Origin of the sequence: Pseudomonas sp. YH-1, assembly GCF_051990045.1 — a bacterium.
In the GTDB taxonomy this organism is placed as follows: Bacteria; Pseudomonadota; Gammaproteobacteria; order Pseudomonadales; family Pseudomonadaceae; genus Pseudomonas; species Pseudomonas nicosulfuronedens.
This window is the reverse complement of the sequence record NZ_CP178184.1, coordinates 515,238-539,795: the sequence shown is the minus strand read 5'-3', so window position 1 is coordinate 539,795 and position 24,558 is coordinate 515,238. Positions and strand designations below refer to the sequence as shown.

The window sequence follows — 24,558 nt, the reverse complement described above, 5'->3', positions numbered from 1 at the left end:
GACAGCCCTGGTTGCCGCGTCAGTCGTAAAGCCGCGCGTAACCGATCCAGCGGCTCATCACCCCATCCTCCACCCACGCCCGCGCAGCGGCGATGTCCGGCGCGAAGTAGCGGTCCTGCTCATAATGCGGCACCTGGCTGCGGATCAGCGTGCGGACTTCCTGCAGCTGCGGCGAGCTTTGCAGCGGCGCATGGAAGTCCACGCCCTGTGCGGCGGCCAGCAGTTCGATGGCGACCACGCCGGCACTGTTGCCGGCCATGTCCTGCAGGCGGCGGGCGGCGAAGGTGGCCATGGACACGTGGTCTTCCTGGTTGGCCGAGGTGGGCAGGCTGTCCACCGAGGCCGGGTGTGCCCAGGTCTTGTTCTCCGAGGCCAGCGCCGCCGAAGTGACCTGGGCGATCATGAAGCCGGAGTTCAGCCCGCCTTCCTTGACCAGGAACGCCGGCAGCCCGGACATCGCCGGGTCCACCAGTTGGGCGATGCGCCGCTCGGACAGCGCGCCGATCTCGGAGATCGCCAGTGCCAGCACATCGGAGGCCATCGCCACCGGCTCGGCGTGGAAGTTACCGCCTGACAGAACGTCGCCGTCAGCGCTGAACACCAGCGGGTTGTCGGAAACGGCATTGGCCTCGCGCAGGAAAACCCCGGCGGCGAAGCGCAGATGATCCAGGCACGCGCCCATCACCTGTGGTTGGCAGCGCAGCGAGTAAGGGTCCTGCACGCGCTTGCAGTCGATGTGCGACTGGTTGATCGGACTGTCGTGCAGTAGCTCGCGGTACAGCGCGGCGACGGCGATCTGCCCCGGCTGGCCGCGCACTTCCTGGATACGTGCATCGAAGGGGACGAACGAGCCTTTGAGCGCTTCTACCGTCAGGCTGCCCGCCACCACGGCAGAGACGAACAGCTTCTCCGCCGCGAACAGCCCGCGCAGGGCCAGCGCGGTGGATACCTGGGTGCCATTGATCAGCGCCAGGCCTTCCTTGGGGCCGAGCACCAGCGGCTCGGCGCCGGCGAGAGTGAGGCCCTCGGTGGCTTCGAGGATGCGTCCTTCATGGCGAACCTGGCCAACGCCCAGCAGGATCGAGGACATATGCGCCAGCGGCGCCAGGTCGCCCGAAGCGCCCACCGAACCCTGGGACGGGATGCACGGGTAGACCCGCGCCCGGTACAGCTTGAGCAGCGTCTCGATCACCGGCAATCCGACGCCGGAGAAGCCGCGCGCCAGGGAACCGATCTTCAACGCCATGATCAGCGCGACGCTGGAATCGTCCAGCAGCGGGCCGGTGCCGGTGCAGTGGGAGAGGATCAGGTTGCGCTGCAGGGTAGCGAGCTGGTCCTCGGCGATGGAGGTGCGCGCCAGCAGGCCGAAGCCGGTGTTGATGCCGTAGACGGTGCGCTGGTCGGCGATGATCTGGCTGACCGTCTGCGCGCTGCGCAGAATGGCTTCGCGGCATTCGTCGGCGAGCTGCAGGTCGGGTTGGTGCTGGTAGATGGCGCGCAGCTGGTCGAGGTCGAACTGGCCGGGCGTCAGGAGCAGGGTTTCGGGCATGGCGGCATCCTGGATTCGGTGAAGTGTTACCGTGGATCGTTCCTGTATATACAGGTATAGCAATCGCTGTGCCATGGCGCGCCAGGGCCCGTATGTGCGTCGTCAGCATGGCTGTGAAGTGATTCAGGGGAGAGTGAATGTCACCGCCGGTGGCATTTCCAGTCCGATGGTCGTGGGCAAATCGCGGATCGACGGCTAAACCCTAAGGGACACCGACGCGCCCGGAGCCGCCCAATGCCTGCCATCCGTTGCCTGTTCGCCCTGTTGCTGGCCTTCGGGCTGTGCGCCCAGACCCTCGCCGCTGGCTGCCCTTACCCGAAAACCGTGGTGTTCGCCGGGCTGAACTGGGAGAGCGGCATGTTCACCACCGAGGTGCTGCGCTTCATCCTGGAGAAAGGCTACGGCTGTCAGACCGATGCGGTGCCGGGTAACACCGTGACCATGGAAAACGCGCTGAAGCAGAACGACATCCAGGTCACCGGCGAACAGTGGGCCGGGCGCAGCACCGTCTGGCAGCAGGCGGAGAAGGCCGGCCAGGTGTTCTCCGTGGGCGAGACGGTCAAGGGCGCCAGCGAAGGCTGGTGGGTGCCTGACTACGTGGTGCACGGCGACGCCAAGCGCGGCATCAAGGCCTCCGCGCCGGGGCTGAAGTCCGTCAGCGACCTGCCTGAATACAGGGCACTGTTCAAGGATGACGAGGAGCCGGACAAGGGCCGGTTCTACAACTGCCCCACCGGCTGGACCTGCGAGATCGTCAACACGCAGAAGCTCAAGGCCTACGGCCTGACGGACAGCTACGTGAACTTCCGCACCGGCGCCGGCCCTGCGCTGGACGCGGCGATCAGCTCGGCCATCGCCCAGGGCCGGCCGGTGCTCTTCTATTACTGGGCGCCGACGCCGCTGCTGGGGCGCTTCAAGCTGGTGCAGCTGGAAGAGCCTCCCTTCAATGAGGAGGCCTGGAAGACGCTGACCGATCCGAGCAATCCCAGTCCGAAGGGTTCGCGCTCGTTGCCGGCGAAGATCAGCATCGGCGTGTCCCGCGACTTCCACGACAAGGCACCGGCACTGGTGCAGGTATTCGAGAGGGTCGAGCTGCCATTGCCGATGTTCAACGCGCTGCTGGCGGATATGGCCGAACACCACCGGGACGTGGCGGATGTGCGGGCGAAGTTCTTCCATGAGCACCGGGAGCTTTGGTCGAAGTGGGTGACGGCGGAAGCGGCGGGGAGGATCGATGCGGCTTTGAAGTAGCACGGCAGTATGCGGTTCGCGAGCAAGCTCGCTCCTACGAAGAGCGCGCCGATGCATACCTGTAGGAGCGAGCTTGCTCGCGAACATCGCCGTCGGGGACTTCCCATTCCTGCGCGAACCAAGCTTGTCTATACAACCTGTGTCCCTTGGTAGCGAGCGGTGTTACCGAACGCAACGAAACGGTGCGTGGAAGCCCTTTTCCAGTGCATTTGTCTGTCAGACAGCCGTTTCTGTCAGTCGCTATAAGATCCCGCTTCTCTGATTTTTATCATTAAAAATCAATAAGTTAATTATTTCATGCGACCGGTGGAAAACCGCGTCAGCCAAGGTTGGCCTTTGCTTTGCTTATACTTGTACATACAAGCATAGACATGACGGTTTCGAGCCCCTCGCAGCCGTCCACCGAACCGCCAGAGCCCTAACCGGCTTAACGATCCGAGCAAGCGAAGGAGCCTTCCGTGACCAAATTCCGCGACGTCGAAATCCGTGCCCCGCGCGGCACCCAACTGAATGCCAAGAGCTGGCTGACCGAAGCGCCGCTGCGCATGCTGATGAACAACCTCGACCCGGAAGTCGCCGAGAACCCGAAGGAACTGGTGGTCTACGGCGGCATCGGTCGCGCCGCGCGCAACTGGGAGTGCTACGACAAGATCGTCGAGACCCTGAAGGAGCTGAATGAGGACGAGACCCTGCTGGTGCAGTCCGGCAAGCCGGTCGGTGTCTTCAAGACTCACGCCAACGCTCCGCGCGTGCTGATCGCCAACTCCAACCTGGTGCCCCACTGGGCCAACTGGGAGCACTTCAACGAACTCGACGCCAAGGGCCTGGCCATGTACGGCCAGATGACCGCCGGCTCGTGGATCTACATCGGCAGCCAGGGCATCGTCCAGGGCACCTACGAAACCTTCGTCGAAGCCGGCCGCCAGCACTACAACGGCAGCCTGAAAGGCAAGTGGGTGCTCACCGCCGGCCTCGGCGGCATGGGCGGCGCCCAGCCGCTGGCCGCGACCCTGGCCGGGGCTTGCTCGCTGAACATCGAATGCCAGCAGAGCCGCATCGACTTCCGCCTCGCCAGCCGCTACGTCGACGAGCAGGCCAAGGACCTCGACGACGCCCTGGCGCGAATCGCGAAATACACCGCCGAAGGCAAGGCCATCTCCATCGCCCTGCTGGGCAACGCCGCGGAAATCCTCCCGGAACTGCTCAAGCGTGGCGTGCGCCCGGACATGGTCACCGACCAGACTTCCGCCCACGACCCGCTCAACGGCTACCTGCCGGCCGGCTGGACCTGGGAACAGTACCGCGACCGCGCGCAGACCGAACCGGCTGCCGTGGTGAGGGCCGCCAAGCAGTCCATGGCCGTGCACGTCAAAGCCATGCTGGAGTTCCAGAAGCAGGGTGTGCCGACCTTCGATTACGGCAACAACATCCGCCAGATGGCCAAGGAAGAGGGCGTTGAGAACGCCTTCGACTTCCCCGGCTTCGTCCCGGCCTACATCCGCCCGCTGTTCTGCCGCGGTATCGGCCCGTTCCGCTGGGCGGCGCTGTCCGGTGATGCCGAGGACATCTACAAGACCGACGCCAAGGTCAAGGAGCTGATCCCGGACGATGCCCACCTGCACAACTGGCTGGACATGGCCAGGGAGCGCATCAGCTTCCAGGGCCTGCCGGCGCGCATCTGCTGGGTCGGTCTGGGCCAGCGCGCCAAGCTCGGCCTGGCGTTCAACGAAATGGTCCGCAGCGGCGAGCTGAAGGCGCCCATCGTGATCGGCCGTGACCACCTCGACTCCGGCTCGGTGTCCAGCCCCAACCGTGAGACCGAAGCCATGCGCGACGGCTCCGATGCCGTATCCGACTGGCCGCTGCTCAACGCCCTGCTGAACACCGCCAGCGGCGCCACCTGGGTCTCGCTGCACCACGGCGGCGGCGTGGGCATGGGCTTCTCCCAGCACTCGGGGATGGTGATCGTCTGCGACGGCACCGACGAAGCCGCTGCGCGTATCGCCCGCGTGCTGACCAACGACCCAGGCACCGGCGTGATGCGCCATGCCGACGCCGGCTACCAGATCGCCATCGACTGCGCCAAGGAGCAAGGCCTGAACCTGCCGATGATCACCGGCAAGTGAGGGGGCGCCGCACGTAGGGCGGATAACGCTGGCGCGTTATGCGCCCTACGACGGGCAATCCATCGCGGGTAGCGAACCAGGACCAGGGAGAGGGCCGCCGCACGGCGTGGTGCGGCGGCCTGGTCCGTGAAGCAGCAGTACATCGACAGACAAGAAATCCCTTCGGGAGAACAATAACGATGTCCCAGGCCAGTGATAGCTCCAAACCCCTGATCGAAGTGCGTTCGATCAACTACATTCCCGAGGCCGAGCGCCACGGCAAGCTCTACAGCCAGTTCACCCTGTGGCTGGGTGCCAACCTGCAGATCACTGCCATCGTCACCGGCGCCCTCGCCGTGGTGCTGGGCGGCGATGTGTTCTGGTCGCTGATCGGCCTGCTCATCGGCCAGCTGCTCGGCGGTGGCGTGATGGCGCTGCACGCCGCCCAAGGGCCGAAGCTCGGCTTGCCGCAGATGATCTCCAGCCGCGTGCAGTTCGGCGTCTACGGCGCGGCCATTCCGATCGTGCTGGTGTGCCTGATGTACCTGGGCTTTACCGCCACTGGCACCGTGCTTTCCGGTCAGGCGCTGGGCCAGCTGTTTGGCGTCAGCGACAGCGTCGGCATCCTGATGTTTGCCAGCGTCATCGTGCTGGTGACCGTGCTCGGCTACCGGGTGATCCACGTCATCGGCCGCATTGCCAGCGTCATCGGGGTGATCGCCTTCGTCTACCTGTTCAGCCGCCTGATGAACCAGACCGACGTCAGCGCGCTGCTGCAGATTCGCCATTTCAGCTGGAGCAGCTTCCTGCTCGCGGTGTCCCTGGCCGCCTCCTGGCAGATCGCCTTCGGGCCGTATGTCGCGGACTACTCGCGCTACCTGCCGAGCAAGACTTCCTCGGTGAAAACCTTCCTCGCCGTGGGCGCAGGCTCGGTGATCGGCGCGCAGGTGGCGATGATCTTCGGCGTGTTCGCAGCAGCCGGAGCCAACGGGCAGTTCGCCGGCCATGAAGTGGCCTACATCGTCGGCCTGAGCGGCAGTGGCGCCGTCGCCGCGCTGCTGTACTTCAGCATCGCCTTCGGCAAGATCACCATCTCGACGCTGAACTCCTACGGCAGCTTCATGTGCATCGCCACCGTGATCAGCGGCTTCCGTGGCCACCTGGAAGTGAGCCGCGCGCAGCGCCTGGTGTTCGTCCTGCTGATCGTCGGCGCCGCGACCCTGATCGCGCTGCTCGGCCAGCATTCGTTCCTCGGCGCGTTCAAGTCCTTCATCCTCTTCCTGCTGGCCTTCTTCACCCCGTGGAGCGCGGTCAACCTGGTGGACTACTACTGCATCACTCGCGAGCACTACGACGTGCCGGCGCTGGCCGACCCCGATGGCCGCTACGGCCGCTGGAACGTCCCCGGCATCAGCGTCTATGTGATCGGCGTGCTGGTGCAGCTGCCCTTCATCTCCACCAAGTTCTACACCGGCCCGCTGGTGGACGCCCTGGGTGGCGTGGATATCTCCTGGATCATCGGCCTCGTGGTTCCGGCCGTTCTCTATTACCTGGTCGCCCGTCGCGTCACGCGGGCAGTACCGGACCGGCTGATCCTGCCGGCCCGCACCTGAACAGACCGGCCCGGCCGCGCGGCCACAAGCACGCACGGCCCTTGCACTGCCCAACCTCATTCACGTTTAGGAGCATCAGATGAACAACACCAAGAAGACGCTGCTGGGCCTGTTCCTGTCCGCCGGCCTGCTGGCCGGCACCTCGGCCCAGGCCGCCGGCTGGTGCGAGAGTGGCAAGCCGGTGAAATTCGCCGGGCTGAACTGGGAGAGCGGCATGCTGCTCACCGACCTCATGCAGATCATCCTGAAGAACGGCTACGGCTGCGAAACCGACAGCCTGCCGGGCAACTCCATCACCATGGAGCAGGCGCTGGCGAACAACGACATCCAGATCTTCAGTGAGGAATGGATCGGCCGCAGCGACGCCTGGAACAAGGCCGCCGCCGCGAACAAGGTGGTCGGTGTGGGCGCCCCCATCGTCGGCGCCACCGAGGGCTGGTACGTCCCGCGCTTCGTGATCGAGGGCGACAAGGCGCGCAACATCGAAGCCAAGGCGCCGAACCTGAAGACCGTCACCGACCTTGCACAGTACTCCGAAGTCTTCCGCGATCCGGAAGAGCCGGGCAAGGGCCGTTTCTACAACTGCCCGGCCGGTTGGACCTGCGAGCTGGAAAACTCCGAGATGCTGAAGAAGTACGGCCTCGAGGACAAATACACCAACTTCCGCCCCGGCACCGGCCCGGCCCTGGATGCCGCCGTGCTGTCGAGCTACAAGCGCAAGGAGCCTATTCTCTTCTACTACTGGTCGCCGACGCCGCTGATGGGCCAGGCCGACCTGGTGAAGCTGGAGGAGCCGGGCGTGAACAAGGACGTGAAGATCCAGGTCGGCCTGTCCAGGGCCTTCCATGACCAGGCCCCGGAACTGGTCGCCGTGCTGGAGAAGGTCAACCTGCCCATCGACCTGCTGAACCAGAACCTGGCGAAGATGGCCAAGGAGAAACTGACCTCCGAGCAACTGGCCAAGGCCTTCCTCAAGGAACACCCGGAAGTGTGGACCACCTGGGTCAGCGAGGACGCTGCGAAGAAGGTCCAGGCCGCGCTCTGACGCCGCCAAACCCGGAAGGAGCCTCGGCTCCTTCCGGTGATGCCCACTCCTGACGAGTACGTGCCATGTTTCCCGAACGCTTCACCTTCTCCATCGCCGACTGGGTCAACGGTTGGGTCGATGCCCTGGTTACCAATTACGGCGACGTGTTCCGCCACATCTCCGACACCCTGCTGTGGGCCATCGTCAACCTGGAGAGCGTGCTGCGAGCCACGCCCTGGTGGCTGATGCTGGCCATCGTCGCGGGCATCGCCTGGCACGCCACGCGGCGCATCCTGCCGACCGTGGTGATCGTCGGGTTGCTGTTCCTGGTGGGCGCCGTGGGGCTGTGGGACAAGCTGATGCAGACCCTGGCGCTGATGATGGTCGCCACGATCATCTCGGTGCTGATCGGCATCCCGCTGGGCATCGTCGCCGCGCGCAGCGACCGCTTCCGCGCCGTGCTGCTGCCGCTGCTGGACATCATGCAGACCATGCCCAGCTTCGTGTACCTGATTCCGGTGCTGATGCTGTTCGGCCTGGGCAAGGTGCCGGCGATCTTCGCCACCGTGATCTACGCCGCGCCGCCGCTGATCCGCCTCACCGACCTGGGCATTCGCCAGGTCGACCGCGAGGTGATGGAAGCCATCACCGCCTTCGGCGCCAACCGCCGCCAGCAGCTGTTCGGTGTGCAGCTGCCGCTGGCGCTGCCGAGCATCATGGCCGGCATCAACCAGACCACCATGATGGCCCTGTCGATGGTGGTGATCGCCTCGATGATCGGCGCCCGTGGGCTGGGCGAGGATGTGCTGGTGGGCATCCAGACGCTCAACGTCGGCAAGGGCCTGGAGGCGGGTCTCGCCATCGTCATCCTCGCCGTGGTCATCGACCGCATCACCCAGGCTTACGGCCGCTCGCGCCACCATGAGGCCAGCAAATGAGCAAGATCCAGGTCAAGAACGTCTACAAGATCTTCGGTGCCAAGGCCGATGCGGCCCTGGCGATGATCCGCCAGGGCAAGAGCAAGGCCGAGGTACTGGCCGCCACCGATTGCGTGGTCGGGGTGAACGACCTCTCGCTGTCCATCGAGGCGGGGGAGATCTTTGTCATCATGGGCCTCTCCGGTTCCGGCAAGTCGACCCTGGTGCGCCACTTCAACCGCCTGATCGACCCCACCAGCGGGCAGATCCTGGTGGACGGCGAGGACGTCCTCGCCTACGACGCTGCCGCGCTGGAGAACTTCCGTCGGCGCAAGATCAGCATGGTGTTCCAGAGCTTCGGTCTGCTGCCGCACAAGAGCGTGCTCGACAACGTCGCCTACGGCCTGAAGATTCGTGGCGAGAGCAAGGCGCTGTGTCAGGAGCGCGCGCTGCACTGGATCGCCACCGTGGGCCTGAAGGGCTACGAGAAGTCCTACCCGCACCAGCTCTCCGGCGGCATGCGGCAAAGGGTTGGTCTGGCCCGCGCACTGGCCGCGGACACCGACATCATCCTCATGGACGAAGCCTTCAGCGCCCTCGACCCGCTGATCCGCGCGGATATGCAGGACCAGCTGCTGGAGCTGCAGAAGACCCTGCACAAGACCATCGTCTTCATCACCCATGACCTCGATGAAGCGGTGCGCATCGGCAACCGCATCGCCATCCTCAAGGACGGCCAGCTGATCCAGGTCGGTGCGCCCACCGACATCCTGCATAAGCCCGCCGACGAATACGTCGACCGCTTCGTCCAGCGCCGCGTCGCCGCGATCTAAAGCCATTCACCGGCGGGGAAGGGGGCTTCCCTGCCTACAGGAGTTCTGCATGTCGTCCTCTTCCACCATCACCCTCGGCAACGGCCCGCTGCGCTGGCAGGACCTGGTCGCGGTGGCTCGCCATGGCGCGCGCCTGCAACTGGCGCCCGCCGCCTGGGCGCGCATCGACAACGCCCGAGGCATCGTCGAGCGCATCGTCAGCCGGGGCGAGCGCGCCTATGGCATCAACACCGGTCTGGGCGCGCTGTGCAACGTGGTGCTGCAGGGCGAGCAACTGGCGCAGCTGTCGCGCAATACCCTGCTCAGCCATGCCTGTGGCGTCGGCGAGCCGCTGAAGGGCGAGCAGACCCGCGCAATTATTTGCGCGGCCATCACCAACTACAGCCACGGCAAGTCCGGCCTGCATCGCCGTGTGGTCGAAGCGCTGGTCGCGCTGCTCAACCACGGCATCACCCCGCGCGTGCCGTCGCAGGGTTCGGTCGGTTACCTGACCCACATGGCCCACGTCGGCGTGGCGCTGCTGGGCATCGGCGAAGTGAGCTACCGCGGCGAAGTCGTTCCGGCCTTCCAGGCCCTGGCCGCCGAAGGCCTGGAGCCGGTGCAGCTGGGTGCCAAGGACGGGCTCTGCCTGGTCAACGGCACGCCATGCATGACTGGCCTGAGCTGCCTCGCCCTCGACGACGCAACGCGCCTCTCGCAGTGGGCCGACGTCATCGGTGCCATGAGCTTCGAAGCCCTGCGTGGGCAGATCGACGCCTTCGACGCCGAGATCATCGCGCTCAAGCCGCATCCGGGCATGCAGAAAGTCGGTGCCAACCTGCGTGCGCTGCTCGAGGGCAGTGAAGTCATCGCCGCCAGCAAGGGCATCCGCACCCAGGACGCGCTGAGCATCCGCTCCATGCCGCAAATCCACGGCGCCTGCCGTGACCAGCTGGAGCACGCGGCGAAACAGATCGAGACCGAACTCAATTCCGCCACCGACAACCCGCTGGTGCTGGGTACGCCGGACGACTACCGCGTGGTCTCCCAGGCCAACCCCCACGGCGAGTCCGTGGCCATGGCCGCCGACCTGCTGGCGATTGCCGTGGCCGAGCTGGGTGGCGTTGCCGAGCGCCGCCTGGATCGTCTGATCAATCCGCTGGTCAGTGGCCTGCCGGCCTTCCTGGTCAGCCAGCCGGGCGTTAATTCCGGGATGATGATCGTGCAGTACGTCGCCGCCTCCCTGGCCGGCGAGAACCGCCAGCTGGCCCAACCGGCGGTGGTGGACAACTTCGTCACCTCCGGCCTGCAGGAAGATCACCTGAGCCTGGGCACCAGTGCCGCGCTGAAGCTGGGCAAGGTGGTTGGCAACGTCACGCAGATCCTCGCCATCGAATACCTGCTGGCCGCCCAGGCCTTCGAATTCCTCAAGCCGCAGCGTTTCGGTGCCGGCACCGACTGTGCCTGGAGCCTGCTGCGCGAGCGCGTACCGGCCTACGACAGCGACCGCTGGCTGGCGCCGGACATCGCCCGCGCCGCCGCGCTGCTGGATGACCGCGCTGCGCTGCAAAGCGTCGGCGCGAGTATCGGGAGGCTGCAATGAAACACCTCTGGCAGCACTGCCATGCCGCCACGATGAAGGCGGGGCGCTACTCGATCATCGAGGATGCCGCGATCATCACCGAGGGCGAACGCATCGTCTGGATCGGCCCGCGCTCCGAATTGCCCGAGCGCCCGCTGCAGAGTACCGACCTGGGCGGCGCCTGGGTCACGCCCGGCTTCATCGACTGCCACACCCATCTGGTGTTCGGCGGCGACCGCAGCGGTGAGTTCGAGCAGCGCCTGAACGGCGTCAGCTATGCCGAGATCGCCGCGGCCGGGGGCGGTATCGCCAGCACCGTGCGCGCCACCCGCGAAGCCAGCGAGGAGGAGCTGCTGGCCAGCGCCATCAAGCGTGCCCGCCCACTGCTGGCCGACGGAGTGACCGTGCTGGAGGTGAAGTCCGGCTATGGCCTGGACCTGGACAGCGAACGGCGCATGCTGCGCGTCGCTCGCCGCCTGGAGCAGGAGCTGCCGGTGACGGTACGCACGACCTGTTTGTCTGCCCACGCCTTGCCGCCGGAGTATGCCGGCCGCGCCGACGAGTACATCGAGCAGGTCTGCCACCACATCCTCCCGGCCCTGGCCGAGGAAGGCCTGGTGGACGCGGTGGATGCCTTCTGCGAGCACCTGGCGTTTTCCCCGGCGCAGGTCGAGCGGGTATTCCAGGCCGCCCAGCGCCTGGGGCTGCCGGTCAAACTGCACGCCGAGCAATTGTCTTCGCTGCATGGCTCCAGCCTCGCCGCGCGGTATGGCGCGCTGTCCGCCGACCACCTGGAGTTCATGGACGAGAGCGACGCCATCGCCATGGCGGAAGCCGGTACCGTTGCCGTGTTGCTGCCGGGCGCCTTCTTCGTCCTGCGCGAAACCCAGCTGCCGCCGATGGATGCCCTGCGCAAGCACGGCGTGAACATCGCCATTGCCAGCGACCTCAACCCCGGCACCTCGCCCGCGTTGTCGCTGCGGCTGATGCTGAACATGGCCTGCACGGCATTCCGCCTGACCCCGGAAGAAGCGCTGGCCGGCGTCACTCTCAACGCCGCGCGGGCGCTGGGCATGGCCGACAGTCACGGCAGCCTGGAAGCGGGCAAGGTCGCCGACTTCATAGCCTGGGACATCCAGCGCCCCGCTGAACTCGCCTACTGGCTCGGCGGCGACCTGCCCAAGCGCATCATTCGTCATGGCGAAGAACTATGAGCTGCTTTTCGTAGGAGCGAGCTTGCTCGCGAACAGCCCCGCTGCGGAGTTGGGTTCGCGAGCAAGCTCGCTCCTACAGGTTCGTTCTCGCCCGTATTGGAGATAGCACCCCATGGATAACGTCCTCGAATTCAAGCGCGGCCGCGTGCCGCTGCTGATCAGCATGCCGCACCCCGGCACTCGCCTGACCCCGGCCGTGGAAAATGGCTTGGTGGACGAGGCCCGCGAACTGGCCGACACCGACTGGCACATCCCCCGGCTCTACGCCTTCGCCGAGGAACTGGGCGCCAGCACCCTGGCCGCCGGCTACTCGCGCTACGTCATCGACCTCAACCGCCCGGCCGACGACAAGCCGCTGTACAGCACCGCCACCACCGGCCTCTACCCGGACACCCTGTTCGACGGTCGTCCGCTGTTCAAGGACGGCCAGACGCCTTCTGCCGAAGAGCGCGCGCGTTACCTCGCCGAGGTCTGGACGCCTTACCACCAGACCCTCACCGACGAACTGGCGCGCCTCAAGGCCGAGTTCGGCTACGCGCTGCTGTGGGATGCCCACTCGATCGCCTCGGTGATCCCGCACCTGTTCGACGGCAAGCTGCCGGACTTCAACATCGGCACCAACAGCGGCGCGAGCTGCGATGCGGAACTGGCCGAGCGACTGGTGACGGTCTGCGCCGATGCTCCGACCTACCGGCACATCCTCAACGGCCGCTTCAAGGGTGGGCACATCACCCGCCACTACGGCCAGCCCCAGGACAACGTGCACGCGGTGCAGCTGGAGCTCGCGCAGTGCAACTACATGGATGAACAGGCGCCCTTCGGCTACCGCGAAGACCTCGCCGCACCGACCGCCCAGGTGCTCCGCGGAATGCTGGAAACCTTCATCGCCTGGGGCCGCGAGCGCTACGGCCGCTGAGTTTTACGCAGTCTCCTGCCGCGCCGGGACTGTCGGCGCGGCTCCGCCGGACCACGCATCCCGGCGGCGCTGCCCTGGTTCGGCAGGGGGCTGTCTTTTATTCGAAGCGATGCTGCGCCAGTTGTTTCTCAGCGTGCCGCACCAACATCTCCAGCAGCAGCGCCTGGGTATGCGGCGGCGTTTCGTCGGCGCGGGTGAGGGCGTAGAGCGTTACCTTCACGGTGGGGGACAGGGTGCGCTGCACGGTCAGGCGCTCGTCGGCGCCCAGCGCGGTGAAAGGATCGACCAGCGCCAATCCCGTTCCGGCTTCCACCAGCGTGCGCGCCAGGGCGTAGGTCTGCACCGCGATGCGCACGCGTGGCGGTGGTTCGACGTTGGCCAGATGACCTTCCAGGCGTGCCGAGAGCGGGTCGGAAGTCGAAAGGCCAATCATGGGTTCGCCCGCCAGCTCGTCCAGTGTCAGCGCCTTGCCCAAACGGCCTTCCGGCCAGTGGCCGCGCGGCGCCAGGGCCACCAGCGGGCCGCTGGCAATGGGCTGCGAGCGCAGGCCGGGATGGTCGGTCTGCTGCAGGGTCAGCGCCAGATCCAGCTCGCGCATCAGCAGGTTCTGGATCAATTCGCGCGAGTGCTGGGTCGCCAGTTCGCAACTGCTCTGCGGGTAGCGGTCGGTCCATTCGCGAATCACCGGTGGCAGCAGTGACAGCGCCATGGCTGGCGTGGCGCCCACGCGCAGGCGGTTCTCCGGCTGGCCGCGCAGGCTCTGCGCGAGGCGCCGGACGCCTTGCAGACTTTCCGTGACCTTCGTCACTTCGCGCTCCAGTTCCTGCGCCTCGGGCGTTGCCTGCAATTTGCCGCGCACGCGCAGGAACAGCGGGAAGCCCAGTTGCTGCTCGGCGTGCTGCAGCACCTTGGTCACCGCCGGCTGGGAGACATGCAGCAATTGCGCGGCGCCGCTGACCGAGCCGGTCTCGCGAATGGCCTGGAACACTTCGATATGGCGCAGGCGCATGGAGCTTCCCCGTGGTTGGATAGCGTGGGTGTATAACGCAAGGTTATGGGTTGCCCATGTTTATTCATTGTTCGCTGCCTGTCATCCGGTCCTAAGGTCGAGGCCTGGAATCGATGGGCAGTGAGACGGCAATGGCACAGCGGGTTTGCATTATCGGCGCGGGGGTGGTCGGACTGACCATGGCCCATGCGCTGGTCCTCGAAGGCTTCGACGTCACCGTGCTGGAGGCGCGGGATCAAGCCGGGCTGGAAACCAGCTTCGCCAACGGCGGCCAACTGTCCTACCGCTATGTCGCGCCGCTGGCCGATGCCGGCGTACCGCAGCAGGCGTTGGGCTGGCTGCTGCGCGGGGATTCGCCGCTGCGCCTGCGCCCGCGCCTTGACCCGGCGCAGTGGCGCTGGTTGCTGCAGTTCACGGCGGCCTGCCGGCGCTCGGTGAACCAGGCCAATGCGAAACACCTGCTGCGTCTCGCCCTGTTCAGCCAGGGCACGCTGGCGCAGTGGCGCGAGGATGGGCTGGACGGCTTCGACTGGCGGCGTAACGGCAAGCTGGTGGCCTTCCGCGATGAGAGCAGTTTCCGTGGCGCACGGCAGAACCTGTCCGATCCTTCCGCGCAATTCGTGCTCTCGGCGCAGCAGTGCCGCGAGCTGGACCCGGCGCTGGAGCGCGCGCCCTTTGTCGGTGGCATCCATACGCCGGACGAAGAGGTCGCCGATTGCTTCCTGTTCTGCAAGCGACTGGCCGAGCGGCTCCAGGCGTCCGGCCGTTGCCGCCTCGTCTACGGACATCCAGCATCGAGGTTGGTCCTGCGCAATGGCACCGTAGCCGGCGTAGAGGCGAGCGGTCAGACCTTCGAGGCCGATCACGTCGTCCTAGCCGCCGGCTACCGCAGCGCCGCGTTGTTGCCGGGCGGGCCGCGCCTGCCGCTCTATCCGCTCAAGGGCTACAGCCTGACCGCGCCGATCCGCCCCGGCGACCACGCACCGGACGTTAGCCTCACCGACTACGACCGCAAGGTGGTTTACGCCCGCATCGGCGACCGCCTGCGCATCGCTGCCATGGTCGACATCGTCGGCTTCGACCCCCGCCTGGAGCCCAAGCGTTTGGCGCTGATCCGCCAGCAAGCGATGGATACGCTGCCCGACGCCTGCGACTACGGCGCCGCCATCGAATGGGCCGGCATGCGCCCGGCGACGCCCACGGGCGTGCCGCTGGTGGGCGCCTGCGGTCCGCGCGGGCTGTGGCTGAATCTCGGGCACGGCGCGCTTGGCTTCACCCTGGCCTGCGGCAGTGCGCAGCTGATCGCCGCGCAGATCGCCGGTCGCCGCCCGGATATCGACACCAGCGGCCTCACGCCCGAGCGGCTGGCCGGCTGACTTCAACGGATCAGGAGACTCACCATGCAACTCCCCCGCATTGCTACCAACGACCGCCTCTCCGGCGCTATGGTCTTCGGCTCGCTGGTGTTCCTCTCCGGGCAGGTGCCCGGCCAGGCCACCGACATCCAGGGCCAGACCCGCGAGGTGCTGGCGAAGATCGATGCCTTGCTGGACGAGGCCGGCACCGACAAGGCGAACCTGCTCAGCGCGACGATCTACCTGAAGGACATCGCCACCGATTTCGAGGCCATGAACGGCATCTGGTCCGCCTGGCTGCCCGAAGGCTGCGCACCGACCCGCACCACGGTGCAGGCGTTGCTGGCGCGGCCGTCCGTGCGGGTGGAAATCACCGTCATCGCCGCGCGGCCCTGAATTTCAACCGACCCAAAACAACAAGAGGGATCGAACCCATGAAACGACTCGTACTGGGAATGCTGGCGGCGTCCAGCCTGGTCTGCGCGCTGGCGCAGGCGAATGAGGCACTGGATGGCACGCTGAAGAAGGTCGCCGATCGAAGCACGATAACCCTGGGTTATCGCGACGCTTCCGTGCCTTTCTCCTACCTGGGCGACAACAGTGGCCAGCCGATGGGCTACTCGGTGGACCTGGCCGGCAAGGTGGTCGAGCGCATCAGGCAGAAGCTCGACAAGCCGGACCTGAAGGTGAAGTACAACCTGGTGACTTCGCAGACGCGTATCCCGCTGGTGCAGAACGGCACGGTCGATCTGGAATGCGGCTCCACCGGTGTCACCGCCGAGCGACTGAAGCAGGTCGCCTTTTCCTACGGCTTCATCTACGTGAAGGGTCAACTGCTGACCGCCAAGGACAGTGGTATCCAGGGTTTCCCCGACCTCAAGGGCAAGAACGTGGTGACCACCGCCGGCACTACCAACGAACGCTACCTCAAGGCCTACAACGCCGAGCACAAGCTGGGGATGAACGTGGTCAGCGCCAAGGACCACGGTGAAGCCTTCCTTATGCTGCAATCCGGTCGAGCGGTGGCCTTCTACATGGACGACGCACTGCTCTACGGCGAGAAGGCCAAGGCCCGCGACCCGCACCAGTGGGTGGTGGTGGGCGAGCCGCAGTCGCGGGAAATCTATGCCTGCATGGTGCGCAAGGACGATCCGCAGTTCCTCGCCCTGGTGAACCAGACCCTGGCCGATCTCTACGCCTCGGGCGAGATCAAGGGTATCTACCAGCGCTGGTTCGAGCAGCCTATTCCGCCGAAGAATCTCAACCTGGAGTTCCCCATGACCGCCGAGTTGCAGGCGATCATCGCCAAACCCACCAGCGAGCCGGTACAGTAACGCCGCTAGCGTTGCAGGCCGAGGTGGCGGATCAGTGGCTGTGCCTCGGCCAGGCGTTCCCAGACGTCGTCGAGCAATTCGGCGGGGTAGTAGGAAGGCAGGCGCGGCAGTTCCTGGCGGGGAATCCAGGCGACCTCGCGGATATCGAATTCGTCGCCGCCCAGGCCGCGCAGGTTGTCCAGGCTGACGCGGCCATCCCAGGTGTCGACACGGTAGAACAGCTCCATGTGGAAGCGCCCGGCCACCGGCTCGGCGAACTCGCGCACGTAGACCAGCGGGCCGACTTCCACTGCCAGCCCGGTTTCCTCCCTGCACTCGCGGCGCACTGTGTCGCGGGTGGAATCGTCCTTGTCCGACTCGAAGCCGCCACCCGGCGGAATCCAGTACACATCGCCGGCGACCTCGTGACGCACCAGCAGGATTTCGTCGTTGCGCAGTAGCAGGCCGGCGGCGCGGATGCGGTGTTGCAGGGGCGTCTTCATTGCCAGTCGAGCCTCGCCAGTTTCCACTCGGAGCCGTCGCGCCACCACTCCAGCCTAACGGAGTAATGCCCGGCGCTGTCGGGGATGAGGTTCTCGGCGCCGGTGAGGGCGACCTGCGCGTCGGTCTGGCCGCGGTTGGTGTAGGTCGGATCGATCCGGCTCTCGCTGCTGAGCAGGATCACCTTGACCTGCTGGTGGCGCAGGAACATCAGCGTCATGGTGCGCTTGGCCCAGTCGCGATCGAATTCGCCGTTGGCGCGGAAATCGCCGGCCAGCTGATCGATCACGGCCCCGCTATTCTTGGCTTCGAGGTTGTCCTGCAATTGCTTGACGGCGGCGTCCAGTTGCGCGCGTGGGTCGTCGCGGCCGCAGCCGCTCAGAGCGAACAGCATCAGGAACAGAGAAAGAAACAACTTCCGTGGCATGGCTCACTAACTCCCTTATGGGTTTTTCGCTAGCCCGAGTATCATGCCCGACACCGTGGGGGCCGAAGACTTTCGATGGAAGTCGCGCTGCGGCAACGCGACTTTCTATAAGGTGGCGACAGGCCCTAGGATGGTTACTGGTCCGGGAGCGACCGTACGCACTGATCCAGGAGCGAGCCATGCAAACTTTGTATCCGGAAATCAAGCCTTATGCGCGCCATGAACTGGCCGTCGAAGCGCCGCACGTCCTCTATGTGGACGAGAGCGGGACGCCCGACGGACTGCCGGTTCTGTTCATCCATGGCGGCCCGGGCTCCGGTTGTGATGCCATGTCGCGGCGCTTCTTCGATCCCAATATCTACCGCATCGTCACCTTCGACCAGCGAGGGTGTGGCCGCTCCACGCCCTACGCAAGTCTGGAGAACAACACCACCTGGCACCTGGTGCAGGATATCGAGCACATTCGCGAGCACCTGGGCATCGACAAGTGGGTGCTGTTCGGTGGCTCCTGGGGCTCAACGCTGTCGCTGGCCTACGCCCAGGCCCATCCCGAGCGTGTGCTGGCGCTGATCGTACGCGGCATATTCCTCTGCCGCCCGCAGGAAATTCGCTGGTTCTACCAGGAGGGTGCGAGCCGCCTGTTCCCCGACTACTGGGAGGACTACCTGGCGCCGATTCCTGCCGACGAGCACGACGACCTGCTGCAGGCCTTCCATCGCCGCCTGACCGGCCCGGACCAGATCGCCCAGATGCACGCCGCCCGCGCCTGGTCCACCTGGGAAGGCCGCACCGCTACGTTGCGTCCGAATCCGGCGGTGGTCGAGCGCTTCGCCGACCCGCACCGCTCGCTGTCCATCGCGCGCATCGAGAATCACTATTTCGTCAACGACGGCTTCCTCGAGCCCGACCAGTTGCTGCGCGACATGCACAAGATCGCCCACCTGCCGGGAGTGATCGTTCACGGCCGCTACGACGTGGTCTGCCCGCTGGACAATGCCTGGGCACTGCACAAGGCCTGGCCCAACAGCGAGTTGCAGATCGTCCGCGACGCCGGTCACGTCGCCGGTGAGCCGGGCATCACCGATGCTCTCGTGCGCGCCACCAACGAGATCGGCCGGCGCCTGCTGAACCTCCCGCCGGAGGCTGAATGAAGGGTCTGATCCAGCGGGTGCGCGGCGCCCGTGTCGAGGTCGATGGGGAAATCGTCGGTGCCATCGATCACGGACTGTTGGCCCTGGTCGGCGTCGAGCCGCAGGATGATGAGACTTCCGTGAACCGTTTGTTGCACAAGCTGCTTAACTATCGAGTGTTTGGCGACGATGAAGGTAAAATGAACCTTTCATTGGGCGATGTCGGCGGCGGTCTGCTGCTGGTCTCGCAGTTCACCCTGGCCGCGGATACCCGAAAAGGGCTGCGACCGAGCTTTTCCAGCGCGGCGCCACCTGAAAAGGGCGCCGCGTTGTTCGATCTACTCGTGGAACAGGCGCGAGAGCGTCATCCGCTGGTCGCCACTGGCCGTTTTGGCGCCAACATGCAGGTCCACCTGGTCAACGACGGCCCGGTGACCTTTCTACTGGAGGCTTGAACGCGCGGCAGCTTGTCATATCGCCGTGGGATGATGGTTAGGGCTTATGCACTTAGAACAATGCGCCTCCGGGAGCCCGAAGTACCCGTGGAAAGAATCGGGGAATCATTCAGGCTCACCGGGGTCGGAATTCAATCGCCGGCAAATTGGCATCGCCTTTGCTGGCTTTAATCGTTTTGTGTTCACGGACGAGGGGGACTCGTGATTTTCCGTTCCGTTCAACAACCGCTTTCGCGCCAAATCCTTCGCGGACTGGTCGGCTCCGCCCTGTTGGCGTTGAGCGCTACCCATGCCTGGGCCTTCAATCTCGACGACGTTGGCGAAAAGGCCAAGGCGCTGGCTGCTGAGAAGTACAGCGCATCGACGAGCAACCTGCCATCGGAATTCAGCGAAATGAAGTTCGCCGATTACCAGCAGATTCGCTTCCGTAACGAGAAGGCCTACTGGGCCGACGAGAAGACCCCCTTCAAGATCAGCTTCTATCACCAGGGCATGCACTTCGACACCCCGGTGAAGATCAACGAAGTCACGGCGACCGACGTCAAGGAGATCAAGTACGATCCCTCCCGTTTCGACTTCGGTTCCCTGAAGTTCGACGCCAATGCCACCAAGGATCTGGGCTACGCCGGCTTCCGCCTGCTGTACCCGATCAACTCCCCCGACAAGCAGGACGAGATCGCCACCTTCCTGGGGGCGAGCTACTTCCGCATCATCGGCAAGGACCAGTGGTGGGGCCTGTCCGCACGCGGCCTGGCGCTGGACACCGCGCTGCCGTCGGGTGAGGAATTCCCGCGCTTCCGCGAGTTCTGGATCGAGAAGCCCAAGGCCAAGGACAAGCACCTGGTGATCTTTGCGCTGCTGGATTCGCCCCGTGCGACCGGCGCGTACCGCTTCACCATCCGTCCGGGCAACGACACCGTGGTCGACGTGAAGGCTCGCGTGTTCCTGCGCGACAAGGTGAGCAAGCTGGGCCTGGCACCGCTGACCAGCATGTTCCTGTTCGGCTCCAACCAGCCGTCGCCGGAGCACAACTTCCGTCCGGAACTGCACGACTCCACCGGCCTGCAGATCCACGCTGGCAACGACGAGTGGATCTGGCGTCCGCTGAACAATCCGAAACACCTGTCCGTCAGCGCCTACAGCGTCGAGAACCCGAAAGGTTTCGGCCTGCTGCAGCGCGGTCGCGAGTTCTCCCGCTACGAAGACCTGGACGACCGCTATGACCTGCGTCCGTCCGCCTGGGTCGAGCCGCAGGGCGATTGGGGCAAGGGTACCGTCGAGCTGGTGGAAATCCCGACCCCGGACGAAACCAACGACAACATCGTGGCCTTCTGGAACCCGGAGAAACGCCCGGAAGCCGGCGAGCCGCTGGACTTCGCTTACCGCATGCGCTGGACCAAGGACGAGGAAGCCCTGCACGACGCGAAGAATGCCTGGGTCATGCAGACCCTGCGTTCGGTCGGTGACGTGAAGCAGAAGAACCTGATCCGCCAGCCTGATGGCAGCGTTGCTCTGGTCGTCGACTTCGTCGGTCCGACCCTGAAGGCGTTGGCGGCCGATGCGCCGGTGAGCACCCAGGTGAGCACCGACGACAACGCCGAGGTGAAGGAAAACGCCCTGCGCTATAACGCAGTGACCAAGGGCTGGCGTCTGACCCTGCGGATCAAGGTCAAGGATCCGAAGAAGCCGACGGAAATGCGCGCCGCCCTGGTGAACGGTGGCCAGACCATTTCCGAAACCTGGAGCTACCAGCTGCCTGCCGATGAATAATTCCACCGCTACCACCGCGCCGGTGGCCGACTACCTCGCGCACCTGCCCCTTTCGGCGCAGGAGCGGGAGCGGCTGGCCCAGGCCGGTTCCTTCAGCGAGCTGCATGAGCAGCTCGCTGGCGATGTCCAGGGAGAAGACGCTGCGCTGGCTTCGGTCGGTGCGCGTCTGCGCCACGGCTATGGGCAGGACCTGGACGATGCCCAGATGCTGGGCATGGACGATAACGGCCGCACCTACCTCAAGGCTGCGCCGCCGATCCAGCGTACCAAGGTGATTCCCGAGCCCTGGCGTACCAATCCGATCATGCGCGGCTGGCGCCGGCTGACCGGTCGCAGCAACCCGGCCAAACCTGCCCGTGACCTGCCCAAGGCACGCTGGCAGCGGGTCGGCTCGCTACGCCGGTTCATTCTGGTCCTGCTCATGCTCGGCCAGACCAGCGTCGCCACCTACTACATGAAAGGCATCCTGCCCTACCAGGGCTGGGCTTTCGTCGACCTTGAAGAGATCAATCGCCAGACCTGGCTGCAGACTCTGGAGCAGGTGCTGCCCTATGCCATTCAGTTCGGCGTGCTGGCGCTCTTCGCCATTCTCTTCTGCTGGGTGTCGGCCGGTTTCTGGACTGCCCTGATGGGCTTCTGGGAACTGCTCACCGGCCGCGACCGCTACCGTATCTCCGGCAGCAGCGCGGGCAGCGAGCCGATTGCCGCCGATGCGCGTACCGCCATCGTCATGCCGATCTGCAACGAGGACGTTCCGCGCGTCTTTGCCGGCCTGCGGGCGACCTACGAGTCGGTGGCGGCCAGCGGTGAGCTGGATCGCTTCGACTTCTTCGTGCTCAGCGACACCAACCAGCCCGACATCGCCATGGCCGAAGAAAAGGCCTGGATCGAGCTGTGCAAGGAAGCCCTGGGCTTCGGTCGCATCTTCTATCGTCGCCGCCGGCGCCGGGTGAAGCGCAAGAGCGGCAACATCGACGACTTCTGTCGTCGCTGGGGTGGTCAGTACAAGTACATGGTCGTCATGGACGCCGACAGCGTGATGAGCGGCGACTGCCTGACCAAGCTGGTGCGCCTGATGGAGGCCAATCCCGAGGCCGGTATCATCCAGACCGCGCCCAAGGCGTCGGGCATGGACACCCTCTATGCGCGCATGCAGCAGTTCGCCACCCGCGTCTACGGCCCGCTGTTCACCGCCGGCCTGCACTTCTGGCAGCTGGGCGAATCCCATTACTGGGGCCACAACGCGATCATCCGGGTGAAACCCTTCATCGAGCACTGCGCCCTGGCACCGCTGCCGGGCAAGGGCTCCTTCGCTGGCGCGATCCTCTCCCACGACTTCGTCGAAGCCGCGCTGATGCGTCGTGCCGGCTGGGGTGTGTGGATCGCCTATGACCTGGAAGGCAGCTACGAGGAATTGCCGCCCAACCTGCTGGACGAGCTCAAGCGCGACCGCCGCTGGTGCCACGGCAACCTGATGAACTTCCGCCTGTTCCTGGTCAAGGGCATGCACCCGGTGCACCGCGCGGTGTTCCTGACCGGCGTGATGTCGTACCTGTCGGCGCCGTTGTGGTTCTTCTTCTTGGTGCTGTCCACCGCGCTGCTGGCGGTACACCAGTTGATGGAGCCGCAGTACTTCCTCGAGCCGCGCCAGCTGTTCCCGATCTGGCCGCAGTGGCACCCGGAAAAGGCCATCGCGCTGTTCTCCACCACCCTGACCCTGCTGTTCCTGCCCAAGCTGCTCAGCGTCATGCTGATCTGGGCCAAGGGCGCGAAGGGTTACGGCGGCGTGATCAAGGTGACGATGAGCATGCTGCTGGAGATGTTCTTCTCCGTGCTGCTTGCCCCGGTGCGCATGCTCTTCCACACCCGCTTCGTACTGGCCGCGTTCCTCGGCTGGGAAGCGCAGTGGAAGTCGCCGCAGCGTGACGACGACGACACCCCGTGGAGCGAAGCGATTCGTCGCCACGGTCTGCAGACCCTGCTGGGCCTGTGCTGGGCACTGCTGGTGGCATGGCTGAACCCGCGTTTCCTGTGGTGGCTGTCGCCCATCGTCGGCGCGCTGATGCTTTCGATCCCGGTTTCGGTGATCAGCAGCCGGGTCAAGCTGGGCCTGGCCTCGCGCGACGAGAAGCTGTTCCTCATTCCCGAGGAATACGACACTCCGCGCGAGCTGCGTGCCACCGACGAGTACACCTACCAGAACCGCTGGCAAGCGTTGAAGGATGGCTTCGTTCGTTCTGCTGTCGACCCGGTGCTGAACGCTTTGGCTTGCGCCATGGGCACCGCCCGTCACGGCCAGTCCGCGGCCATCGAGGCGACTCGCACCGCGCTGGTCGAGAAGGCGCTGGAAGCCGGCCCCGAGCAGCTCGATGGCAACCGTCGCCTGGCGCTGCTGAGCGATCCGGTGGCGCTGTCGCGCCTGCACCTGGCGCTCTGGCAGGGCGAGAAGGAGCAATGGATTGGGCCGTGGCGCCACTCGCTGCAGGCTGACGCCCATGCCCCAGCCGTCCCTCTGACGCCGGTCGCGGAGCAGAGCGCGATGGCCTTGCCCGCCGCGCAGTCCTGATGCCGCGTCGCTCTCATCCTGCTCCTGTGAAGAGCGGGGTGAGGGCGACTCGCCGGTTTCCCCTGTTTTCCCCTCGCTCCGCTGCTGGTACCCTGCGCCAGCTATCCAGAAAAGATTGAGATATCCGCCGCATGGGGTACGCTTCGCACCCTTCTGCGCCCGGCATGCCTAGGCGCGCGCGGCTCGATCGCTGGAAAAAACAACAAGTTCTTTCATTTGCTTGGGAGTTTGGGGATGAAAAAGTACCTGGCATCGCTGGTGATGGGCGTCTGCGCCCTGGTCAGCGTGAGCGCGGCTCAGGCCGGCGCCATCGATGAAGCGGCCAAGCGCGGCACCCTGCGCGTGGGCATGGACCCGACCTACATGCCGTTCGAGATGACCAACAAGCGCGGTCAGATCGTCGGTTTCGAAGTGGACCTGCTCAAGGCCATGGCCAAGTCCATGAACGTCAAGCTGGAGCTGGTTTCCACCGCCTACGACGGCATCATCCCGGCGCTGCTCACCGACAAGTTCGACATGATCGGCTCGGGCATGACCCTGACCCAGGAACGCAACCTGCGCCTGAACTTCTCCGATCCCTTCATCGTGGTGGGCCAGACCCTGCTGATCCGCAAGGAACTGCAAGGCGAGATCAAGTCCTACAAGGACCTGAACGATGCCAAGTACCGCATCACCTCCAAGATCGGCACCACCGGCGAATTCGTCGCCAAGAAGCAGCTGTCCAAGGCCCAGTACCACGGCTTCGACAACGAGCCCGAAGCGGTCATGGACGTGGTCAACGGCAAGGCCGACGCCTTCATCTACGACTCGCCCTACAACGTCGTTGGTGTGAGCAAGTTCGGCGCTGGCAAGCTGGTGCACCTGGACCAGCCGTTTACCTACGAGCCGCTGGCCTTCGGCCTGAAGAAGGGCGACTACGACTCGATCAACTTCATCAACAACTTCCTCAAGCAGATTCGTGAAGACGGCACCTACGATCGTCTGCATGACAAGTGGTTCAAGAGCACCGATTGGCTGAAGGACATGGAATAATCCACGTCTGACGC

General features: G+C 65.3%; 21 protein-coding genes. 17 read left to right on the top strand and 4 right to left on the bottom strand.

Going from position 1 to position 24,558, the window contains the following annotated elements; all coding sequences use genetic code 11:
• Nucleotides 1–19: 19 nt before the first annotated feature.
• Entirely contained in the window at nt 20–1,549 is a 1,530-nt protein-coding gene (hutH, locus tag ACKI1H_RS02455) for a histidine ammonia-lyase (protein WP_138523639.1), read from the bottom strand.
• A gap of 234 nt (nt 1,550–1,783) precedes the next feature.
• Here hutH (ACKI1H_RS02455) and ACKI1H_RS02450 point away from each other — a divergent pair, with 234 nt between their 5' ends.
• The 9 genes from ACKI1H_RS02450 to hutG all read left to right on the top strand — a co-directional run bounded on the left by ACKI1H_RS02450 (nt 1,784) and on the right by hutG (nt 12,986).
• Complete coding sequence (locus tag ACKI1H_RS02450; RefSeq protein WP_440467576.1) at nt 1,784–2,800, top strand: ABC transporter substrate-binding protein; 1,017 nt, start codon at nt 1,784–1,786, stop codon at nt 2,798–2,800.
• Between the two features lie 458 nt (nt 2,801–3,258).
• Nucleotides 3,259–4,926 (top strand): urocanate hydratase, encoded by a 1,668-nt coding sequence (gene hutU, locus ACKI1H_RS02445; protein ID WP_138523635.1) that lies wholly within the window; start codon nt 3,259–3,261, stop codon nt 4,924–4,926.
• A gap of 179 nt (nt 4,927–5,105) precedes the next feature.
• On the top strand, nt 5,106–6,518 hold the full coding sequence (locus tag ACKI1H_RS02440) for a purine-cytosine permease family protein (protein ID WP_440467575.1): 1,413 nt from the start codon (nt 5,106–5,108) through the stop codon (nt 6,516–6,518).
• Nucleotides 6,519–6,597: 79 nt separating this feature from the next.
• The gene (locus ACKI1H_RS02435) at nt 6,598–7,563 is read left to right on the top strand and encodes an ABC transporter substrate-binding protein (RefSeq protein ID WP_440467574.1); all 966 of its coding nucleotides are present in this window, start codon (nt 6,598–6,600) and stop codon (nt 7,561–7,563) included.
• 65 nt (nt 7,564–7,628) lie between these two features.
• Nucleotides 7,629–8,483, top strand: coding sequence for an ABC transporter permease (locus tag ACKI1H_RS02430; protein WP_138523629.1), 855 nt, complete (start codon nt 7,629–7,631; stop codon nt 8,481–8,483).
• Nucleotides 8,480–9,295 carry a quaternary amine ABC transporter ATP-binding protein gene (locus tag ACKI1H_RS02425; protein ID WP_138523627.1) on the top strand — a complete coding sequence of 272 codons (816 nt, stop codon included), beginning with the start codon at nt 8,480–8,482 and terminating at the stop codon, nt 9,293–9,295. The genes ACKI1H_RS02430 and ACKI1H_RS02425 overlap by 4 nt, the downstream gene beginning before the upstream one ends.
• A gap of 49 nt (nt 9,296–9,344) precedes the next feature.
• Nucleotides 9,345–10,877 carry a histidine ammonia-lyase gene (hutH, locus tag ACKI1H_RS02420; RefSeq protein ID WP_440467573.1) on the top strand — a complete coding sequence of 511 codons (1,533 nt, stop codon included), beginning with the start codon at nt 9,345–9,347 and terminating at the stop codon, nt 10,875–10,877.
• Nucleotides 10,874–12,070 (top strand): imidazolonepropionase, encoded by a 1,197-nt coding sequence (gene hutI, locus ACKI1H_RS02415; protein ID WP_440467572.1) that lies wholly within the window; start codon nt 10,874–10,876, stop codon nt 12,068–12,070. The genes hutH (ACKI1H_RS02420) and hutI overlap by 4 nt, the downstream gene beginning before the upstream one ends.
• Before the next feature lie 112 nt (nt 12,071–12,182).
• Complete coding sequence (hutG, locus tag ACKI1H_RS02410; protein WP_440467571.1) at nt 12,183–12,986, top strand: N-formylglutamate deformylase; 804 nt, start codon at nt 12,183–12,185, stop codon at nt 12,984–12,986.
• Nucleotides 12,987–13,083: 97 nt separating this feature from the next.
• On the opposite strand, the gene ACKI1H_RS02405 is transcribed toward hutG, so the two are convergent.
• Nucleotides 13,084–13,995 (bottom strand): LysR family transcriptional regulator, encoded by a 912-nt coding sequence (locus ACKI1H_RS02405; RefSeq protein WP_440467570.1) that lies wholly within the window; start codon nt 13,993–13,995, stop codon nt 13,084–13,086.
• Between the two features lie 131 nt (nt 13,996–14,126).
• Here ACKI1H_RS02405 and ACKI1H_RS02400 point away from each other — a divergent pair, with 131 nt between their 5' ends.
• The 3 genes from ACKI1H_RS02400 to ACKI1H_RS02390 are packed head-to-tail and all read left to right on the top strand — an operon-like array spanning nt 14,127 to nt 16,684.
• Nucleotides 14,127–15,371 carry a D-amino acid dehydrogenase gene (locus ACKI1H_RS02400; protein WP_440467569.1) on the top strand — a complete coding sequence of 415 codons (1,245 nt, stop codon included), beginning with the start codon at nt 14,127–14,129 and terminating at the stop codon, nt 15,369–15,371.
• Nucleotides 15,372–15,395: 24 nt separating this feature from the next.
• Nucleotides 15,396–15,746: a RidA family protein gene (locus ACKI1H_RS02395; RefSeq protein WP_440467568.1), complete on the top strand. Its 351-nt coding sequence runs from the start codon at nt 15,396–15,398 to the stop codon at nt 15,744–15,746.
• A gap of 38 nt (nt 15,747–15,784) precedes the next feature.
• Nucleotides 15,785–16,684: a transporter substrate-binding domain-containing protein gene (locus tag ACKI1H_RS02390; RefSeq protein ID WP_440467567.1), complete on the top strand. Its 900-nt coding sequence runs from the start codon at nt 15,785–15,787 to the stop codon at nt 16,682–16,684.
• Between the two features lie 5 nt (nt 16,685–16,689).
• Here the strand turns inward: ACKI1H_RS02390 and ACKI1H_RS02385 are convergent, their stop codons facing one another.
• Nucleotides 16,690–17,166, bottom strand: a complete 477-nt coding sequence (locus ACKI1H_RS02385) for an NUDIX domain-containing protein (protein ID WP_440467566.1) — start codon at nt 17,164–17,166, stop codon at nt 16,690–16,692.
• Nucleotides 17,163–17,591: a hypothetical protein gene (locus ACKI1H_RS02380; protein ID WP_138523609.1), complete on the bottom strand. Its 429-nt coding sequence runs from the start codon at nt 17,589–17,591 to the stop codon at nt 17,163–17,165. Before ACKI1H_RS02380 ends, ACKI1H_RS02385 begins: the two co-directional genes overlap by 4 nt.
• A 179-nt stretch (nt 17,592–17,770) precedes the next feature.
• On the opposite strand from ACKI1H_RS02380, the gene pip reads away from it, so the two are divergent.
• From pip to ACKI1H_RS02355, 5 genes are all read left to right on the top strand, one after another.
• Nucleotides 17,771–18,742, top strand: coding sequence for a prolyl aminopeptidase (pip, locus tag ACKI1H_RS02375; protein ID WP_440467565.1), 972 nt, complete (start codon nt 17,771–17,773; stop codon nt 18,740–18,742).
• On the top strand, nt 18,739–19,176 hold the full coding sequence (gene dtd, locus ACKI1H_RS02370) for a D-aminoacyl-tRNA deacylase (RefSeq protein ID WP_440467564.1): 438 nt from the start codon (nt 18,739–18,741) through the stop codon (nt 19,174–19,176). Before pip ends, dtd begins: the two co-directional genes overlap by 4 nt.
• 201 nt (nt 19,177–19,377) lie before the next feature.
• A complete protein-coding gene (locus ACKI1H_RS02365) occupies nt 19,378–20,946 on the top strand; it encodes a glucan biosynthesis protein G (RefSeq protein ID WP_440467563.1) in 1,569 nt (522 codons plus the stop codon).
• Nucleotides 20,939–23,512, top strand: coding sequence for a glucans biosynthesis glucosyltransferase MdoH (gene mdoH / locus ACKI1H_RS02360; protein ID WP_440467562.1), 2,574 nt, complete (start codon nt 20,939–20,941; stop codon nt 23,510–23,512). Before ACKI1H_RS02365 ends, mdoH begins: the two co-directional genes overlap by 8 nt.
• A gap of 234 nt (nt 23,513–23,746) precedes the next feature.
• A complete protein-coding gene (locus ACKI1H_RS02355) occupies nt 23,747–24,544 on the top strand; it encodes a transporter substrate-binding domain-containing protein (protein ID WP_138213898.1) in 798 nt (265 codons plus the stop codon).
• Nucleotides 24,545–24,558 lie beyond the last annotated feature (14 nt).

Bases quoted from the DNA above. Each gene is read 5' to 3' on its own strand.
- hutH (WP_138523639.1), bottom strand. From the start codon at position 1,549: ATGCCCGAAACCCTGCTCCTGACGCCCGGCCAGTTCGACCTCGACCAG.
- ACKI1H_RS02450 (WP_440467576.1), top strand. From the start codon at position 1,784: ATGCCTGCCATCCGTTGCCTGTTCGCCCTGTTGCTGGCCTTCGGGCTG.
- ACKI1H_RS02440 (WP_440467575.1), top strand. From the start codon at position 5,106: ATGTCCCAGGCCAGTGATAGCTCCAAACCCCTGATCGAAGTGCGTTCG.
- ACKI1H_RS02435 (WP_440467574.1), top strand. From the start codon at position 6,598: ATGAACAACACCAAGAAGACGCTGCTGGGCCTGTTCCTGTCCGCCGGC.
- ACKI1H_RS02430 (WP_138523629.1), top strand. From the start codon at position 7,629: ATGTTTCCCGAACGCTTCACCTTCTCCATCGCCGACTGGGTCAACGGT.
- ACKI1H_RS02425 (WP_138523627.1), top strand. From the start codon at position 8,480: ATGAGCAAGATCCAGGTCAAGAACGTCTACAAGATCTTCGGTGCCAAG.
- hutH (WP_440467573.1), top strand. From the start codon at position 9,345: ATGTCGTCCTCTTCCACCATCACCCTCGGCAACGGCCCGCTGCGCTGG.
- hutI (WP_440467572.1), top strand. From the start codon at position 10,874: ATGAAACACCTCTGGCAGCACTGCCATGCCGCCACGATGAAGGCGGGG.
- hutG (WP_440467571.1), top strand. From the start codon at position 12,183: ATGGATAACGTCCTCGAATTCAAGCGCGGCCGCGTGCCGCTGCTGATC.
- ACKI1H_RS02405 (WP_440467570.1), bottom strand. From the start codon at position 13,995: ATGCGCCTGCGCCATATCGAAGTGTTCCAGGCCATTCGCGAGACCGGC.
- ACKI1H_RS02400 (WP_440467569.1), top strand. From the start codon at position 14,127: ATGGCACAGCGGGTTTGCATTATCGGCGCGGGGGTGGTCGGACTGACC.
- ACKI1H_RS02395 (WP_440467568.1), top strand. From the start codon at position 15,396: ATGCAACTCCCCCGCATTGCTACCAACGACCGCCTCTCCGGCGCTATG.
- ACKI1H_RS02390 (WP_440467567.1), top strand. From the start codon at position 15,785: ATGAAACGACTCGTACTGGGAATGCTGGCGGCGTCCAGCCTGGTCTGC.
- ACKI1H_RS02385 (WP_440467566.1), bottom strand. From the start codon at position 17,166: ATGAAGACGCCCCTGCAACACCGCATCCGCGCCGCCGGCCTGCTACTG.
- ACKI1H_RS02380 (WP_138523609.1), bottom strand. From the start codon at position 17,591: ATGCCACGGAAGTTGTTTCTTTCTCTGTTCCTGATGCTGTTCGCTCTG.
- pip (WP_440467565.1), top strand. From the start codon at position 17,771: ATGCAAACTTTGTATCCGGAAATCAAGCCTTATGCGCGCCATGAACTG.
- dtd (WP_440467564.1), top strand. From the start codon at position 18,739: ATGAAGGGTCTGATCCAGCGGGTGCGCGGCGCCCGTGTCGAGGTCGAT.
- mdoH (WP_440467562.1), top strand. From the start codon at position 20,939: ATGAATAATTCCACCGCTACCACCGCGCCGGTGGCCGACTACCTCGCG.
- ACKI1H_RS02355 (WP_138213898.1), top strand. From the start codon at position 23,747: ATGAAAAAGTACCTGGCATCGCTGGTGATGGGCGTCTGCGCCCTGGTC.